Origin of the sequence: Bradyrhizobium sp. SZCCT0231 (assembly GCF_018130245.1) — a bacterium.
Taxonomy (GTDB): domain Bacteria; phylum Pseudomonadota; class Alphaproteobacteria; order Rhizobiales; family Xanthobacteraceae; genus Bradyrhizobium; species Bradyrhizobium japonicum_F.
This window is the reverse complement of record NZ_JAFCKP010000026.1, coordinates 1-17,477: the sequence shown is the minus strand read 5'-3', so window position 1 is coordinate 17,477 and position 17,477 is coordinate 1. Positions and strand designations below refer to the sequence as shown.

The following is a 17,477-nucleotide window of genomic DNA, read 5'->3' as shown; positions in this document are numbered from 1 at the left end:
GAAAGCAAGGCATGCTTGCCCGCGCCGGCCAAAAGGCGCGCAAGCCGCGCTTCGCGCGCGCGCCGCGTGCCCTTTCCGAACGCGACGAAGTCCTGCGCAGCCGTGCCGAGGCGGAAGCCGCGATCGCGGACGCGCGCAAATCCCATGAGCGTCTGCGCCAGGCCATCGATATCCTGCCGCAGGGCATCGTGTTTCTCGATGCCGAAGGCCGCTACGTCCTCTGGAACAAGAAATACGCCGAGATCTACAGCAAGACCGCCGATCTGTTCGAGGAAGGCGCGCGCCTCGAAGACACGCTGCGCATCGGCGTTGCCCGCGGCGACTATCCCGAGGCCATCGGCAACGAGGACGAGTGGATCGCCGAGCGGCTGCAAAAGCTCTATCAGCCCGGCGCACGCCACGAGCAGAAGCTGTCGGACGGCCGCGTCATCCTGATCGACGAGCGTTTGACCGACGACGGCGGCGTCGTCGGCCTGCGCGTCGACATCACCGAATTGAAGCAGCGCGAGGCCTCGTTCCGCCTGCTGTTCGACGGCAATCCCGTGCCCATGATCGTCTGCGCGCTGGACGACGAGCGCATCATCGGCGTCAACGATGCCGCGGTCGCGCATTACGGCTACAGCCGGGCCGAGTTCGAACGGCTGAAGATCCGCTCCTTGCAGGCCTTCGACAACGAGCCGCCCTGGACCGCCGATCGCTTCGGCGAGGAGCAGGCCGGCCGCACCTGGAAGCACGTCAAGGCCGACGGCGCGCTGATCGACCTTGCGATCTATTCCCGCGAATTGACCTATGCCGAGCGGCCCGCGGTGCTGCTCGCGCTGATGGACATCACCGAACGCAAGCGCGCCGAGGCGCGGCTCGCCTTCATGGCCCAGCATGACGGGCTGACCGGCCTGCCCAATCGCAGCCTGCTGCGGCAGCAGATGGACGAGATGCTGCTGCACACGCGGCGCAACGCCGAGAAGGTCGCGCTGCTGATACTCGGGCTCGACAATTTCAAGGCGGTCAACGACACGCTGGGGCATGCGGTCGGCGACAAGCTCCTGCGCGGCGTCGCCAAGCGGCTGCGCTCCACCTTGCGCGAAGAGGACGCGCTGGCACGGCTCAATTCCGACGAGTTCGCGGTTCTGCAAAGCGGGCTGACGCGCCCCGAGGACGCGGTGATGCTGGCAAAACGTCTGCTTGCGGCGATCGCCGATCCCTATCTTCTCGACGGCCATTCCGTCGTGATCGGCGCCTCGATCGGCATCGCGATGGCGCCGGGCGATGGCGAAGATTCCGAGAAGCTGCTCAAGAGCGCCGACATGGCGCTGTCGCGCGCGAAAGCGGATGCGCGCGGCACCTTCGCCTTCTTCGAGGCCGCGCTCGATGCAAAAGCGCAGAGCCGCCGCAAGATCGAGGTCGAGCTGCGCGACGCCATCCAGAACGACGTGCTGCGTCCCTACTACCAGCCGCTGATCGATCTCCAGAGCGGCCGCATCACCGGCTTCGAGGCGCTGGTGCGCTGGCCGCATGCCGAGCGCGGCATGGTCTCGCCGGCCGATTTCATTCCGGTCGCCGAGGACACCGGCCTGATCAATCCGCTCGGCGGGCTGATGCTGCGCCGGGCCTGCCTCGATGCCGCGGCCTGGCCCGACGACGTCCGCGTCGCCGTCAACCTCTCGCCGCTGCAGTTCCGCAGCGGCAATCTGCTCTCGATGGTGACTGACGCGCTGAAGCATTCCGGCCTGCCGCCGCGCCGGCTCGAGCTCGAGATCACCGAGACGCTGCTCCTGGAGAAGAGCGCGCAGGTGCTGGCGACGCTGCATGCGCTGCGCGCGCTCGGGGTGCGCATCTCGATGGACGATTTCGGCACCGGCTATTCCAGCCTCAGCTATCTGCGCAGCTTCCCCTTCGACAAGATCAAGATCGACCAGTCCTTCGTGCGCGATTTAGGGGCCAACCGCGAGGCCCAGGCGATCATCCGCTCCATCGTCAGCCTCGGCAAAGGCCTTGGCGTCACCATCACCGCCGAAGGCGTCGAGACCGAAGCCGAACTGAGCTGCCTCCGCGCCGAAGGCTGCCATGAGGGCCAAGGCTTCCTGTTCAGCAAGGCCCGGCCGAATGCGGAGATCATCAGCCTGCTCGCCGCGCAGCGCGGCATCGACGGCGACGAGGACGCTGCGCTGGTGGCGTGAGCGGATGCTTTACCTCTCCCCGCTTGCGGCAGGGCTATCGCATATGACTTGTTGCGGCGGCCTGCGCGCACGCCTCGTCCTTCGAGACGGCGCTTACGCACCTCCTTAGGATGAGGCTGATCAGCGTCAGTGCGCGTTGAAACTGCTGCCGCGCACTCCATCCTCATCCTGAGGAGCCCGCCTTAAGCGGGCGTCTCGAAGGATGACCGCAGGGAAAAGCTCTCATATGCGATAGCCCATGCAGGGGCGGATGGGCGCCATGCCGATGCGAGGCAAGTGAGGACTCCGACGAGAGCTTGATGTGAATCAATCATGATGGCCACCGCGCCGCTAGGCTCTCGATAGCGGCCGGGCACTTGTCAATGCGGGGAGGCGCACCAATCGGGAAAGGCAGCGCGCAGGCGTGAAATCGATTGCGACCATATCGCCAGCCTTGATGAAGCGCGATCTTCGGATCGACCTCTTTCGGGGCCTTGCCCTGTGGTGGATCTATATCAATCACATCCCGGAAAGCTATCTGAACAGGTTCACGCCCAAGAATTTCGGCTTTAGCGATGCGGCAGAGATTCTCGTATTCTTGTCGGGCCTTGCGTCCGGCTGCGTCTACGGCGACCTCCTGCGTCGGTCCGGCTTTGCGGTCGCGAGCTCGCGCATGGCGCGGCGTTCGTTCGAGATCTATATCGCGCAAATGCTGACTGTCGTCCTGCTGCTGGCGGAAGTGTCCTACATCGCGGCATGGCAGCCCGGCATGTTCGATCACGCCAACCTGGCCATCCTGCTGCAACAGCCTGCAGAAACGCTGCTTCAGGTGGCGCTGTTGCGATATTCTCCGGTCAATCTGGACCCTCTGCTGTTGATGGTCATACTCCACTTCGCGCTCATCCTCCTTGTGCCGTTGACGATAGGCGCCTGGCCGCTGGTCCTGACCGGATCCGTAGCTCTCTATGTTCTCGCCCATCTGTTTGACTGGTACATCCCGGCCTATCCAAGGGGACAGCTCTATTTCAATCCGCTGAACTGGCAGTTGCTGTTCGTGATCGGCATCTGGTGGGGGGCAAACCGCGGCGATTGGCAGCTGGCCATTCTCAATTCCCGGGCTCTTGCTGTTCTCGCGGCGGGCTACGTGCTGTTCTCGTTCGTGATCACCTTGGGCTGGCAGATCCACGCCATCGAAGACTACGTGCCGGGATGGCTGTCGCAGCTGATCTACCCGGTCGACAAGACCAATCTCGACATCTTGCGATTGTTGCATTTTGCCGCGCTCGCGCTGCTCTGTTGGCGCCTTCTTCCAAGCAATGCCAGTATCCTGAAAGCCAGAGCACTGTGGCCGCTGATACGATGCGGCGAATATTCGCTCGCGATCTATTGCGCCAGTGTCTTGCTGTCCTTTGCAGCGCATGCGCTGCTCAGCATGGGCTGGAGCAGCCTGGCAGCGCAGACGCTGCTCACTTTCGTAGGGCTCGGCCTGATGAGCGCCCTGGCGATGTCGCTCGCCGCAATCGATCGCGGCGTGTTTCCCGATCTCCGGCCGTTGTAATTTGAACGTGAATGCGCAAGGGGGCGATCGATGTCGGTGGAGGTTGGCCGCTCGCCATCCGAAGCCGGGAGTTCGGTCCATGTCCGGGGCCTGTCGGATATCGACCCGGGCGCGCCACCCGTAAATTTCCCAAGTGCTGAACGCCGTCCGCAGTCGTTAAGTGGTGCAGGTCGTGGGGCCGCACCATGAAGACACCGAAGCCAAAGCAATGGGCCGAGCAGGAAGTTCGACGGCTGGTCACGCTGGCCCGGCGGGGCGTTGGAGCATCGAAGATAGCCGCCGAATTGGGCCGTCACGCCGGATCAGTCAGGCGAATGGCCCGAACGAAGGGAATATTGTTGAAGAAGTAGCCGCCGGGCAGGGCGCTGCCTGATCGACGAGGCGCGCGGGCGGGACCCTACAGCCCGAAGCCTCGTCCGATCTCCCGCATGAGACTGAGCGCAGCCTCAGTATTGCGACCATGGGAGAGCGCTCGATCGAATTGAGACAAGATGCCCATTCCGAATAGCGCTATGGCGATGCCTCTAAGCATGGTTGTGGACCGGGTTTGAACGATGCTGTGAAAGTTCAAAACGGCCCCAGCCGCAGGATGGGGTAACAGCCGGGGCCGGCATTCCCATTCCAATGTGCCGCAATCGGCGGCGGGCGGCACCCTTCAGGTTAGGCACACGGAAGCTAACAAACTGTTTTTTTGCACTCACCCCGCGAGGGCCGCGGTCGGTTTCGTGATACCAGCCTCTCGATCGGGCGATGAGGGAACCGGGCAACGCTCGAAATCATCGAGCGGCGCATCATTGGCCAAATGCTCCCAATACTCGGCTTCGGCGAGCAGTTTCCAGCTTCGATCAGGATGAAGCGCAGCTGTCTGACGGCACAACACCGCCATCGCGCGCAGGCGACCCGCAGTATCCATTTACTCCTCCCATTATTTTTGTTGATTTCATTTTGTTGATATCACCCTATTTTCTTTTTTTGCGTCGGAGTCATTACGATTATGAAGCAAAACTAATTTTCACCTTTCGAAGCGCGACTCGCCTCCGCTACGGCTTTAGATCGCGTTTCGAGCACAGCCGGTGCAATCCAACTTGTAGGATGGGTCGAGCGACTTGTCCGCCGTAGCTCGAAGAGCGAAGGCGGAAGCGAAACCCATCAAGCTTCATCTTTAAGAATTAGAGCTGGCAAGAACGCGACCCTGCGTCCCGCCCGCTTGGGCGATGGGTTTCGCAAGAGCTCAACCCATCCTACGAGCTGCGCGCGCGCCTCGTCCTTCGAGACGGCGCTGACGCGCCTCCTCAGGAGAGGCTAATCAGCGTCAGTGCGAAACTGCAGCCACGCACTCCGTCCTCATCCTGAGGAGCCCGCCTAAAGCGGGCGTCTCGAAGGATGGCCGCGGGGAAAAGCCCCTCAAACGCGATAGCCCCGTGCAGGGGCGATGCGCTCCACGCTGATGCAAGGCACGTGAGGGCTTGCGTGGGGGCTTTGATGTGAATCAACAATGATGGCAACCGCACCGCTAGCCTCTCAAGGGCCGTAGGAGTGCGACATGACGGTGCAAGACCATTCCGGGTATCGACAGCGCCCGCAAGGGCGCACCTCCACAAAGGCCAAGGCTGGCCTGGTCCTGATCGGATTTCTGGTCATCGCCGGCGCGCTGCTGTTCACCGAACACCGGGCCCACATGCTGGGTCTCCTGGTCTGGCTGCCGCTCCTTGCCTGTCCACTCATGCACCTCTTCATGCATGGCGGACATGGCCATCGTCACGGCGACGGCCGGACCGACGATCAAAGGAGTGCGTGATGCACGACGCCGCGCCCGCCTACGGCCTGTGGAGCCTCGTCATCGTCAACTCGGCGGTGTTCATCCTGTTTGCCTACAGCTTCTTCAAGCCGCAGACCTCCCGCGACTGGCGCTCCTTCGGCGCCTTCAGCGCCTTCCTGGTGGCGCTGTTCGTCGAGATGTACGGCTTCCCGCTCACCATCTATTTCCTTTCGGGCTGGCTGCAGTCGCGCTACCCGAACGTCGACTGGTTCTCGCACGACGCCGGCCACCTGCTCGAGATGATGTTCGGTTGGAAGACCAATCCGCACGCCGGACCGTTCCACGTCCTGAGCTTCATCTTTATCGGTGCAGGGTTCCTTCTGATCGCGGCCGCCTGGAGGGTGCTGTTCGACGCGCAGCAGACCCGCAGTCTCGCGACCTCCGGCCCCTACAGCTACGTTCGGCATCCGCAATATGTCGGCTTCGTCCTGGTCATGTTCGGCTTCTTGTTGCAGTGGCCGACCATCCTCACGCTGGCGATGTTTCCGGTGCTGACGGTCATGTATGTCAAGCTCGCTCGTGACGAGGAACGGGACGCCAGGGCGGAGTTCGGTGAGGCCTACGCGAAGTACGCAGCGGAAGTCCCGGCGTTCATTCCTCGTCCCGGCCGATTGCTGGGCCGGGACGCGCCCCGCGATTATCGGCACGGCTGACTTCGCGCAGCATGTGCCCTCGGGCGGTCCGGCTCGAAAGGAACGTGATGAGCCGGCCTGTCTTCACCGCCAAGGGCCTGACCAAGACCTACGTCTCAGGCGAGGTGATGGTGCATGCCCTCAACGAGGTCGACCTCGACATCGCCGAGAAGGAAGTGGTCGTGCTGCTCGGCCCCTCCGGCAGCGGCAAGACGACGTTGCTCAACATCATGGGCGGTCTCGACCGGCCGAGCAGCGGCAAGCTGTATTTCCGCGATCTCGACCTGACGGACCTTCAGGACCGCGAGCTGACGAAGTATCGCCGCGACCATGTCGGCTTCGTCTTCCAGTTCTACAATCTGGTGCCGAGCCTCACCGCGTATGAAAACGTCGCGCTGGTCACCGAGGTCGCCAGAAGCCCGATGCGGCCCGCCGACGCACTCGCGCTGGTGGGGCTCGAGGAGCGCATGCATCACTTTCCCGCCCAGCTCTCGGGCGGCGAGCAGCAGCGCGTCGCCATCGCCCGCGCCATCGCAAAGCGTCCCGCGGTGCTGCTCTGCGACGAGCCGACCGGTGCGCTGGACTCGAAGACCGGCATCCGCGTCATCGAGGCGCTGCTCGGCGTCAACCGGCAGCTCGGAACCACCACGCTCATCATCACCCACAATGCCAGCATCCGGGAGGTCGCCGACAGGGTGCTGTTCTTCGCCGACGGGCGGATTTCCCGGATTCAGATCAACGAGACCCGGCGGGAAGCCGCCGCGCTCGCCTGGTGACGACCATGAGGGCGCTCGACATCAAGCTGTTTCGCGACGTCAGGCGGCTCTGGGCGCAGGTCCTTGCCGTCGCGCTGGTCGTCGGCGGCGGGGTTGCGACGCTGGTGCTCGCGGTCGGCTCGCATCGATCGCTGGAGGAGACCCGGATCGCGTATTATGAGCGTTACGGCTTCGGCGATGTGTTTGCGCAGGCCAAGCGCGCCCCCAAGGCGCTCGCCGGCAGGATCGGCGAGATCGCCGGCGTCGCCGCCGTCGACACCCGCATCGCCAAGCCCGCGCTGCTCGACATTCCCGGCTTCTCCGCGCCTGCCAGCGCGCACTTCGTTTCGCTGCCCGACAACGGCGAGCCGCATCTCAATCGGCTCTATATGCGGTCCGGGCGCGTTCCGGAGCCCGGGCGTTCCGAAGAGGTCGTCGTCAACGAGCCGTTCGCCCGCGCTCACGGCTTCTCGGAAGGGGCGCGGTTCTCGGCCATCCTGAACGGCAGGAAGCGCGAGCTCGTCATCGTCGGCACGGCGCTGTCACCCGAGTTCGTCTTCACCGTCGGTCCGGGCGACCTGATGCCGGATGATCGCCGCTACGCCATCGTCTGGATGTCGGAGAAGGCGCTCGCCGGCGTCTACGATCTCGACGGCGCCTTCTCGGCGGTGTCGATCAAGCTGCAGCCGGGCGCGTCGGAGCGCGAGGTGATCGCGCGGCTCGACGCCTTGCTCGATCCGTATGGCGGTCAGGCGGCTCACGGGCGGAAGGATCAGACCTCGCACGCCTGGCTCGATCATGAGCTCGACATGCTCAACAACATGAGCCGCACGCTGCCGCCGATCTTTCTGCTGGTGGCCGCGTTCCTGGTCAATCTCACCTTGACCCGGATGGTCGCACTGGAGCGGGAGCAGATCGGCCTGTTCAAGGCGCTGGGCTATGCCAATGGCAGCGTCATGCTGCACTATCTGAAGTTCGTCGCCCTGATCGTGGTGATCGGAATCGTCCTGGGCGGCATTGCCGGCACCTGGCTCGGATTGCGCGTCACGGCGCTGTTCGGCGACTTCTTCCACTTCCCGTTCCTGGTGTTCGCGAAGGCCCCGGATCTGTACGTCACCGCGGGCGCACTCAGCGCTGTGGCCGCCGCCATCGGCGCGCTGCGGGCGCTGCGCGAGGTGGTGAGGCTGCCGCCGGCTGTCGCTATGCAGCCGCCAGCCCCGCCGGTCTATCGGCGGCTGCTGCCGGCAAGCATCCAGCTCGATCAGTTCGTATCGCAGCCGACGCTCATGATGATCCGCAACATCGCGCGGCACCCCGTCCGCGCCGCGTTCACGGCGCTCGGCATGGCGCTCGCCACGGCGATCCTGGTCGTTTCGCTGTTCACGCGGGACTCGATGGAGCATCTGATCGACGTCACCTATTTCCTGGCCGACCGGCAGGACGCGACCATCGGCTTCGCCGAGAAGCGGATCGCGAACGTGGTGGAGCAGGTGAGCCGGCTTCCGGGCGTTCTCGCCGCAGAGCCGTTCCGCGAGGTGCCCGTCCGCATTCGCCGTGGCAACATCGAACGGCGGATCGCCATCAGCGGCCGGCCCACTGACGCCGATCTCAGGCGCATCATCGACGCTGACCTCCGGCCGGTCGCGCTGCCGCAAACGGGCCTCGCGATCTCCGGCATGCTCGCCCATATCCTTCACGTCCGGCCCGGCGACACCGTCGAGCTCGATCTGCTGGAGGGCGCCCGTCGCACCGTGACGATCCCGGTCGTGGCCACGGTCGAGGATTATTTCGGCATCAGGGGAATGATGGATATCGAGGCGCTGCGCAAGCTGATGCGCGAGGCGCCGGTCGTGAACAGCGTGAACCTCAGCCTCGACGGCAACCGGACGGAGGATTTCTACGCGGCGGTGAAGTCGATGCCGACGGTCGGCGGCGTGGCGCTGCAGCGCGTCTCGCTGGCGAACTTCCGCAAGACGGTCGCATTGCTCGTCACCACGATGGCGAGCATCTACACCGGCCTCGCCGCCGTGATCGCGTTCGGCGTGGTCTACAACAACGCCCGCATCTCGCTGTCCGAACGGGCGCGCGAACTGGCGAGCCTGCGCGTGCTCGGCTTCACGCGTGGCGAGGTGCTGCGCATCCTCCTCGTTGAGCTCGCCATCCTCACCGCGATCGCCCAGCCGCCCGGCTGGCTGATGGGCTATGGGCTGGCATGGGTGATGAAGACGAATCTGGCCGGCGAATTGATGCGCATCCGCCTCGTCGTCGAGCATTCCACCTATGTCATCGCGACCTCCGTCGTGGTGCTCGCGGCCATCGCCTCTGCCGCTGTCATCCGCGAACGCATCGACAAGCTGGACCTCGTCGCGGTCCTCAAGACGCGAGATTAGCCATGCCCGCCAACTGGACCAAACGTATCATCGGCGCCGCGCTTCTGGCCGCGATCGCAGGCGGGCTGGTCTGGTTCGCCTGGCCGCGCCCCGTTCTGGTCGATCTCGCGACCGTGGCAAAGGGACCGATCGAAATCACGGCGGATGACGACGGCAAAACCCGCGTCCGCCACGTCTACACCGTCTCGGCGCCCATCGCAGGAAAGGTCCTCAGGATTTCGCATCCACTCGGCGAGCAGGGGCCCTCGCTCCATGTCGGCGACGAGGTTGTTGCGAACCAAACCGTCGTCGCGCTGATGCAGCCGACGCTGCCGGGCTTCATCGACGTGCGCTCGCGCGACCAGCTCCAGGCCGAGGTCCTGGCCGCGGATGCCGCCATTCAGCAGCAGGAAGCCGAGGTGAAGCGGATCGAAGCTGCGCTTGATTTTTCCAGGACCGAGTTCCAGCGGGCGCAGACCTTGCTGCGGACCCAGTCCATTTCGGCCCAAGCCTTCGACAAGGCGAAATTCGACGTCGTCACCAACGAGGCCGCCCTGGCGAGCGCCAAGGCCCAGGTCGAGATGCGTCGCGCGGTGCGCACAAGTCTTGCGGCGCGGCTGATGGATCCGGCCAATGCCGCGCCGTCGGCGGAGCCGACGTGCTGCATCCGCGTGCGGGCGCCTGCAAGCGGGCGGGTGCTGAAGATCATCCAGGACAGCGAGACGACAGTCCTGCCCGGAACGCCGCTGGTCGACATCGGCAACCCGCTCGATCTCGAGGTCGTCGCCGACCTGCTCTCGACCGACGCCGTCCAGATCAAGGTCGGCGCGCCGGTGCGGATCGATGGCTGGGGCGGACCGTCCATCGGGGGCAAGGTGGTCCGCGTGGACCCGGCCGGCTTCCTGAAAGTCTCCGCGCTCGGCATCGAGGAGCAGCGCGTCCGCGTCACCATCGATTTCACCGACCCGCCGGAGGCGTGGGCCCCGCTCGGACACGACTACCGCGTCATCGTCCACGTCACCACCTGGAGCGCCCCGGACGCCTTGACCGTGCCGGTGAGCGCCTTGTTCCGGAAAGCCGACCGGTGGGCCGTCTTCACCGACGACAACGGCCGCGCCAAGACGACCCTCGTCCAGATCGGCCACCGCAACAACCGCACGGCCGAAGTTCTCTCAGGCCTTGCCGCCGGCGACCGCGTCGTGCTGCACCCGAGCGACCGGATCGCCGACGGGGGCAGCATCGCGCAGCGGGGCGTGGAGTAGGCGTAGCTCGTAGGATGGGTAGAGCGACTTGTCCACCGTAGCTCGAAGAGCGAAGGCGGAAGCGAAACCCATCAAGCTTTATCCTCACAATCGGATCGAGCGAACAAGGATTGCCGGATGCGGTGCCGTCCAGCGGTGGGTTTCGCAGGAGCTCAACCCATCCTACGGGCTAGGACCGCTCACTGAGCAATCGCTCCATGATGATCGTGCGTTCGTCGCCATAATAGCTGTCGCGCACGGCATTGAACCCTAGCCGCGCATAGAAGGTCTCCGCGGTGACCGACGAAGGGACTGTCAAGGACGGGATGTTTCGCTCGCGCGCTGTGCGCTCGATCTCGGCCATCAGCAGCTTGCCGATCCCGCGGGCCTGAACGTCGGGAGAAACGAAGACGGTGCGGATGACGCTGCCGTCGAGGCTTGCCGTTCCAACGAGGCGGCCGCCAATGGTGGCGACGAAAACGGTGCGTTGCCCGATCAGCCGGCGCACGGCGTCCGGGCCGAAGCTGCGCTCGATCCGTGCGATGATCTCCGCCGTATAGTCCTTCGCATTCGTCTCGCGCAGCGCACGCAAGATGACCGCGCTGATGGCCGCGGCGTCATCGTCGAGCGCGGGCCGGATGCTGCTTTCCATGACACCTCATTTGGTCTCTCGCGAACCCAGAACGATCTGATCACAAGGGGCAATGGTACACCAATATGATCGGCGTCAGAAAGTGCATCCGGCCGTCAAGGCAAGGGCTTGGCAGAGCCGCTCACGAGCCGCCGGCAGGCCCAAGGATCGGCAGACGTGCTTCGTGAGACCAAGGTTGGCCGTCTACCCGCGTGAATCCCATCGCTTCCCAAAACCGCGCAGCGCCAGCATTTCCTGCGTGGACAGTGACAGTGGAGACCATCCCCGCAGCTTCTCGCAGCAAGGCGTTCGCGATGGCCCCGGCGACTTTGCGTCTCCTGTAGTCTTGGTGCACGTAAAGCCGCCGCATCCGCCACATGGGTATAGGTACCGACGCCGGTGCTGGCTCGTTGGTGATCGCTCCGATGCCCACCAATCTGCGATCCAGGCGGCACGTGAATATCGCATGAAACATGGCTCGATCCTGTGCGAATTCCGCAACCAGACGGGTCATGTGCGCGTGTCCATCTGCCTTGGCGTCGGCCTCCAGCTCGGGAAAATCTGCGGGAAGAGTGTCGGCGGTCCGTTCAAGGGAAATGATCGTCATGACGCGGTTCGCCCGGCGGCCGGAAGGTGAGCAATCAATCAAGCCCGTAGGATGGGTAGAGCGGAAGCGAAACCATCCTAACAATAGGATCGACCTAACCAGAATTGCGAGATGCTGCACCACCAGCAGGTGAGCAATCAATCAAGTTTGGCGAGAATGTCCTGGATGAACGGATCTTTGGCGATCAGGTACTGCCGAATACCCGAGCTATTCTCGCGCTCGAGCCTCAGCTTCAAATCCTGATATCTTGAGCGATCACCGGCATGCTGACGCAGGTGATCCCGAAATTTCAGCATCCGCGCAATCTGTCCATGACCATCAAGGCACACATGAAGCTTGTGCGTTCGGGCGCCGTTGACGTCCCGCTTGAAGAAATGGTGGCCTGCGGAAAGGTCGCCGCCACGGCGATAGCCGAGGGTCGCTAGTGAACGGCTCCAATCTTCCAGCCCGCTGTCCGACCGAACCACGGCAAGCACGTCAATTTCAGCCTTCGCCGCCAATTCGGGCACAGCGGTGCTTCCAACGTGATGAATGCCGATCAACGCGGAACTGAAAATGGGCTTCAACCGCGCCTCTTCCGCCGCGTATTGCTGCGGCCAGGTCGGATCATAGGGTTTGATAGGGCTTGTGAGCGGCACGTCTAAACATTAGGCCGAAACACGGGCTCCGCCTAGTTCGTGAGATGGGTAGGGCTACGCCGAGGCCGGGCCGGCGCACCGCGCACGAAATGAGAAGGCTGCGGCATTCCCGCGGCCGCAGGTTGGGTTGTACACGGGCGGCGGCGATGCGAGAGCTCGTAGGATGGGTAGAGCGAAGCGAAACCCATCAAACTTTATCCCCACAGTCGGATCGAGCTAACAAGGATTGCCGGATGCTGCGCCGCTCGTCCGGCGATGGGCTTCGCAAGAGCTCAACCCATCCTACGGGCTGAATGAGGGGAGAGATCAGCTATCCCACTTCAGCGGGGCCGCAGCGGTCCTACGGTCACGATTTGCTCTCTCGCCCGCTCGTTTACCCGTGCAAACTCCTGCATGATGCGCCTGAACAATCCCGGATCTATGGATGCGATCAGGCCATGATCGGCCGCATCCAGGTCGGGAAAGTAATCCTTGTGGATTGGAAGATACGCCCGGACACGCGTATCGATGAAGAACGCGGAGTTGTTCTTGTTCTGGCGCGCCCTGTCCAATGGGACCTGAACAATTCCGATCGGTAGGTTGTCGCCGAATTTCCTGACCTGCGATGAGGTATAAACGGCGACCGCGGCCCCGCACGCAGGCGCGGGATGACCCAGCATCTTGCTGGCGTCGATTGCAGAAAAAGCGCCGATGATGATCGCCGCATGCCGTGTCCGCGCGGGCAGATCGGGAGTCTCGGCAAAAGGGAAGTAACTCCAGACCATGTCGCCGTGTCGGAAAGGCGGGGCCATTCAGGTCTCACTGAAAAAGGGAGCGCCTGAATGCGTAGTCTTCATCGCTTTCGTCGGGATCGCGATGAAGCTCATAGTTCTCCAGCGAGAGCGGTGGCATCTTCGAAAAATCCTGCACCACCTCGACGTAGTCCAGGTGGCGGCGCATGACCTCCTCGACAAGTTCTTTCACGCTCACATTGTCCATTCGGGCAACGCGCGAAGCCTTGTCGTAAAGCTCATCGTCCAGATGTACCGTGATGTCGGCCATGACAGGTTTCCGGTGGAAGGGCGGCTGGATCCGTCCGATTATATAAACCGCCTTGCAGCCGCATTAAAGGTGCCGCCAATCTTGTTATGGTTGACGGCCGCCAAGGCCCTGCGGGTGACGCGCGTTGCGACGATGGCATTCTGCCCCTGTTTTGCCCGACGGAGCAAGCGTATTTCGTAAAATCAAAAAAACGTAGTGCCGCCAAGGGGGCGGCTACTGTGCATGGGGTTGTTTTCGCGCTTTTTTATTTGCTGGCCGGAGACCGGCTGTTTGCCGGCCACGGAGAGGGGCCGGCCCGTCCCGCGTCCCGCCTCAGCTATCCACCTTCAGCGCGGCAATAAAAGCCTCCTGCGGGATGTCGACCTTGCCGAACTGCCGCATCTTCTTCTTGCCTTCCTTCTGCTTCTCCAGAAGTTTTCGTTTACGGGTGATGTCGCCGCCGTAGCATTTTGCGGTGACGTCCTTGCGCAGCGCGCGCACCGTCTCGCGGGCGATCACCTTGCCGCCGATCGCCGCCTGGATCGGGATCTGGAACATGTGCGGCGGGATCAGCTCCTTCATCTTCTCGACCATGGCGCGGCCGCGGCCTTCGGCGCGGGTGCGGTGCACCAGCATCGAGAGCGCATCGACCGGCTCGGCATTGACCAGGATCTGCATCTTGACGAGGTCGGCCGGCTTGTAGTCGGTGAGATGATAGTCGAACGAGGCGTAGCCCTTGGAGACCGACTTCAGGCGGTCGTAGAAGTCGAACACGACCTCGTTGAGCGGCAGGTCGTATTTCACCATGGCACGGGAGCCGACATAGGTGAGCTCCTTCTGCGAGCCGCGGCGGTCCTGGCACAGTTTTAGGACGCTGCCGAGATATTCGTCGGGCGTCATGATCGTAGCCTCGATCCAGGGCTCCTGGATCTCGGCGATCTTGACCACGTCGGGCATGTCGACGGGATTGTGGATCTCGATCTCGGTGCCGTCGGTCAGCTTCATCTTGTAGATGACGCTCGGCGCGGTCGCGATCAAATTGAGATCGAACTCGCGCGACAGCCGCTCCTGGATGATCTCGAGATGCAAGAGGCCGAGGAAGCCGCAGCGGAAGCCGAAGCCGAGTGCGGCCGAGGTCTCCATCTCGAAGGAGAAGCTGGCGTCGTTCAGGCGCAGCTTGCCCATCGCGGCGCGCAGCGTCTCGAAGTCGTCGGCATCGACCGGGAACAGGCCGCAGAACACCACGGGGATCGCCGGCTTGAAGCCCGGCAGCATTTCGGTGACCGGCTTCCTGTCGTCGGTGATGGTGTCACCGACGCGGGTGTCGGCGACTTCCTTGATCGCGGCGGTGATGAAGCCGATCTCGCCGGGGCCGAGCTCCTCGACCTGCTGCATCTTCGGCGTGAAGAAGCCGACGCGCTCGACGTCGTAGGCCGCGCCGGTGCCCATCATGCGCACGCGCTGGCCCTTCTTCATGACGCCGTCGACGATGCGCACCAGCACGACGACGCCGAGATAGACGTCATACCAGCTGTCGACCAGCAGCGCCTTCAAGGTCGCGTCGCGATCGCCCTTCGGCGGCGGCAGGCGGGTGACGATGGCTTCCAGCACGTCGGGAACGCCGAGGCCGGTCTTGGCCGAGATCATCACCGCGTCCGAAGCGTCGATGCCGATGACGTCCTCGATCTGCTGCTTGACCTTCTCGGGCTCGGCCGCGGGCAGGTCGACCTTGTTCAGGACCGGGACGATCTCGTGATTGTTGTCGAGTGCCTGGTAGACGTTGGCGAGCGTCTGCGCCTCGACGCCCTGGCTGGCGTCGACCACCAGCAGGGAACCCTCGCAGGCCGCCAGCGACCGCGAGACTTCGTAGGCGAAGTCGACATGGCCGGGCGTGTCCATCAGGTTGAAGATGTAATCCTTGCCGTCCTTGGCGCGGTACGAAAGGCGCACCGTCTGCGCCTTGATGGTGATGCCGCGCTCGCGCTCGATGTCCATGGAATCGAGCACCTGCTCCTTGCCCGCCATCTCGCGGTCGGAGAGGCCGCCGGTCATCTGGATCAGGCGGTCGGCCAGCGTCGATTTGCCATGGTCGATATGGGCGACGATGGAGAAGTTGCGGATGTTGGAAATGGGGACGGTCGTCATGGGCGCGGGATACCACTCACATCCCCGTGCGGCAACCATATTGCTGTATTTTCAGGGCCTTTCTTCACGCCAAGCTGATTCCACGATCGCCCAAAACGCGCTACGCAACGGCCCATGTCCACGACTTCGATCCCATCCGCCAGACCGCGGGCGAAGACCCGCTTGAGCTACAACCGCTTCCGGGCCTGGCTGGTTGCCTGCGCGGTCCGCCCCGAGGCGCGCCTGTGGCTGGTGATCCAGCTCGCCATCCTGCACGCGGTGCTCTGGACCTTCATCCTGATCAATCTCAAGGCGGCGCAGGACGTTCACATGGACGTCGCAGAAGCCTATGGCTGGGGCCAGAAATTCCTCTGGGGCTACGGCAAGCACCCGCCGCTGTCGGGCTGGGTGGCCGGCCTTTGGTTCAAGGTGTTCCCGGCGGCGGACTGGGCGACCTATGCCCTGGCGATGGCGACAGTGAGCGTCGGCATGGTGATCTGCTGGCTGGTGGCCCTGCGCGTGGTCGACGCGCGGCGCGCGTTCCTGGTCGCGGTGATGATCGCACTCTACCCGATCTTCAATTTCAAGGGCTTCAAGTACAATCCGGACCTGCTCCAGCTCGTCACGCTGCCGCTGCTCGTGCTCGCTTATCTCAACGCCTTCGAGAAGCGGAGCTGGCAATCCGGAATCCTGCTCGGGCTTGCCGGCGCGCTGGCGTTGATGACCAAATATTGGGTGCTGACCATGATCGGCGCCATCGGCCTTGCCGCGCTGATCCATCCCGACCGGCTGCGGTTCCTGTCGTCGCCGGCGCCGTGGGTCGCGATCGCGACGATGGTCGCGGCGATGATCCCGCACATCGTCTGGCTAGCGGATGCGCATTTCGTGCCGCTGACCTATGCCGGCGACACCTACAGCCTTCAGGACAAGAGCCAGGTGCACCAGCTCGTCGCCGGCTATGGGCTGCATAATTTCGCGCTGCTGGCATTGCCGGTGGCGCTCGCGGCGCTGGCCATGGCGCTGGTGCCGCCTTGGGTCAAATTGCTGCTGCGCGCGCCCTCGCGCATCGTCACGCGCGCCTGGGCGCGCGGCGCCAATGCGGGCGTCGATGTTTCGCAGGCGCTCAACGTCTGGATTATCCAGGTCATCGTCGCATTCGGGCCGCCGCTCGGCGCGCTCGCCTTCAGCGTCTACATGAAGACCGATTGGGGCATCTCGCTGTTCTTCCTGGTCCCGCTCGCGCTGGTCGCGATCCCGGCGTTGCGGGTGCAGAGCGCTGCGCTGTTCAACATCGCCGCGATCTGGCTCGTGCTCAGCGCCGCGACCCTTGCCGCCTCGCCCCTCATCGCCGCGCGCGAGATGGCGGCCAATGCCGGCAACACCGCGACCTATGGCGCGCGCTCGGAGCTGGCGCGCAAACTGACGCAGGAGTGGCACATGCGCTTTGCCTCGCGCTGGACCGTCGTCGTCGGGACGATGGAAACGATTCAGCCGATGGTATTCTACAGTTCCGATCACCCCAGCCCGTTCACGCCGAACGAAGCCTGGGCTTCCGGGCTGACCTCGCTCGATGACGTCAAGAGATACGGCTTCATCGGCGTGTTCGATGCGACCGACGAACGGCTGCCGAAGCTCGAGAAATGGGTGTCGGAGACCGCGCCGAATGCCGAGCGCATCGTGATGACGACGCGCCGTTTCACCCACGGCAAGGCCGGTCCGTCGATGAGCTGGAACGTCTACATCGCGCCGCCGGGGAAGTGACCGAGCTGCCGTAGGGTGGGCAAAGGCGCGAAGCGCCGTGCCCACGAACTTTCAATAATCATGAGATGTGGTGGGCACGCTTTGCTTTGCCCACCCTGTACCCTTGTGGGGGTCGTGGCGGCCTTTGGATGTAGACTGGCCGTCCGGGCCGATCCGCCGGGAGCAG

14 protein-coding genes are annotated in these 17,477 nt (G+C 63.8%); 8 read left to right on the top strand and 6 right to left on the bottom strand.

What is annotated here, in order from left to right; all coding sequences use genetic code 11:
- Window positions 1–11: 11 nt before the first annotated feature.
- The 7 genes from JQ566_RS32475 (at window position 12) to JQ566_RS32445 (ending at window position 10,551) form a co-directional block, all read left to right on the top strand.
- Complete coding sequence (locus tag JQ566_RS32475) at window positions 12–2,177, top strand: putative bifunctional diguanylate cyclase/phosphodiesterase (protein WP_212379995.1); 2,166 nt, start codon at window positions 12–14, stop codon at window positions 2,175–2,177.
- Between the two features lie 403 nt (window positions 2,178–2,580).
- Complete coding sequence (locus tag JQ566_RS32470; protein WP_349643374.1) at window positions 2,581–3,714, top strand: OpgC family protein; 1,134 nt, start codon at window positions 2,581–2,583, stop codon at window positions 3,712–3,714.
- Window positions 3,715–5,257: 1,543 nt separating this feature from the next.
- Window positions 5,258–5,512, top strand: a complete 255-nt coding sequence (locus JQ566_RS32465; protein WP_212379993.1) for a DUF2933 domain-containing protein — start codon at window positions 5,258–5,260, stop codon at window positions 5,510–5,512.
- Window positions 5,512–6,186 (top strand): methyltransferase family protein, encoded by a 675-nt coding sequence (locus JQ566_RS32460; RefSeq protein ID WP_212379991.1) that lies wholly within the window; start codon window positions 5,512–5,514, stop codon window positions 6,184–6,186. Before JQ566_RS32465 ends, JQ566_RS32460 begins: the two co-directional genes overlap by 1 nt.
- Window positions 6,187–6,233: 47 nt before the next feature.
- Window positions 6,234–6,941, top strand: coding sequence for an ABC transporter ATP-binding protein (locus tag JQ566_RS32455; protein WP_212379988.1), 708 nt, complete (start codon window positions 6,234–6,236; stop codon window positions 6,939–6,941).
- A 5-nt stretch (window positions 6,942–6,946) separates the two neighbouring features.
- Window positions 6,947–9,310 carry an ABC transporter permease gene (locus tag JQ566_RS32450; protein ID WP_212379986.1) on the top strand — a complete coding sequence of 788 codons (2,364 nt, stop codon included), beginning with the start codon at window positions 6,947–6,949 and terminating at the stop codon, window positions 9,308–9,310.
- 2 nt (window positions 9,311–9,312) lie between these two features.
- The gene (locus JQ566_RS32445) at window positions 9,313–10,551 is read left to right on the top strand and encodes an efflux RND transporter periplasmic adaptor subunit (RefSeq protein WP_212379983.1); all 1,239 of its coding nucleotides are present in this window, start codon (window positions 9,313–9,315) and stop codon (window positions 10,549–10,551) included.
- A gap of 169 nt (window positions 10,552–10,720) precedes the next feature.
- Here JQ566_RS32445 and JQ566_RS32440 read toward each other — a convergent pair whose 3' ends face one another.
- From JQ566_RS32440 to lepA, 6 genes are all read right to left on the bottom strand, one after another.
- The gene (locus JQ566_RS32440) at window positions 10,721–11,182 is read right to left on the bottom strand and encodes a GNAT family N-acetyltransferase (protein ID WP_212379981.1); all 462 of its coding nucleotides are present in this window, start codon (window positions 11,180–11,182) and stop codon (window positions 10,721–10,723) included.
- Between the two features lie 121 nt (window positions 11,183–11,303).
- Window positions 11,304–11,768 carry a GNAT family N-acetyltransferase gene (locus JQ566_RS32435; RefSeq protein ID WP_212379979.1) on the bottom strand — a complete coding sequence of 155 codons (465 nt, stop codon included), beginning with the start codon at window positions 11,766–11,768 and terminating at the stop codon, window positions 11,304–11,306.
- Between the two features lie 137 nt (window positions 11,769–11,905).
- Window positions 11,906–12,406, bottom strand: a complete 501-nt coding sequence (locus tag JQ566_RS32430) for a GrpB family protein (protein WP_212379977.1) — start codon at window positions 12,404–12,406, stop codon at window positions 11,906–11,908.
- A gap of 320 nt (window positions 12,407–12,726) precedes the next feature.
- Window positions 12,727–13,197, bottom strand: a complete 471-nt coding sequence (locus JQ566_RS32425) for a hypothetical protein (RefSeq protein ID WP_212379974.1) — start codon at window positions 13,195–13,197, stop codon at window positions 12,727–12,729.
- A gap of 7 nt (window positions 13,198–13,204) precedes the next feature.
- Window positions 13,205–13,447 (bottom strand): hypothetical protein, encoded by a 243-nt coding sequence (locus tag JQ566_RS32420; protein WP_212379972.1) that lies wholly within the window; start codon window positions 13,445–13,447, stop codon window positions 13,205–13,207.
- Window positions 13,448–13,759: 312 nt separating this feature from the next.
- On the bottom strand, window positions 13,760–15,571 hold the full coding sequence (gene lepA, locus JQ566_RS32415; protein WP_212379971.1) for a translation elongation factor 4: 1,812 nt from the start codon (window positions 15,569–15,571) through the stop codon (window positions 13,760–13,762).
- 114 nt (window positions 15,572–15,685) lie between these two features.
- Between lepA and JQ566_RS32410 the strand changes: the two genes are divergently transcribed.
- Complete coding sequence (locus JQ566_RS32410) at window positions 15,686–17,311, top strand: glycosyltransferase family 39 protein (RefSeq protein ID WP_212379970.1); 1,626 nt, start codon at window positions 15,686–15,688, stop codon at window positions 17,309–17,311.
- The last annotated feature ends 166 nt before the right edge of the window (window positions 17,312–17,477 follow it).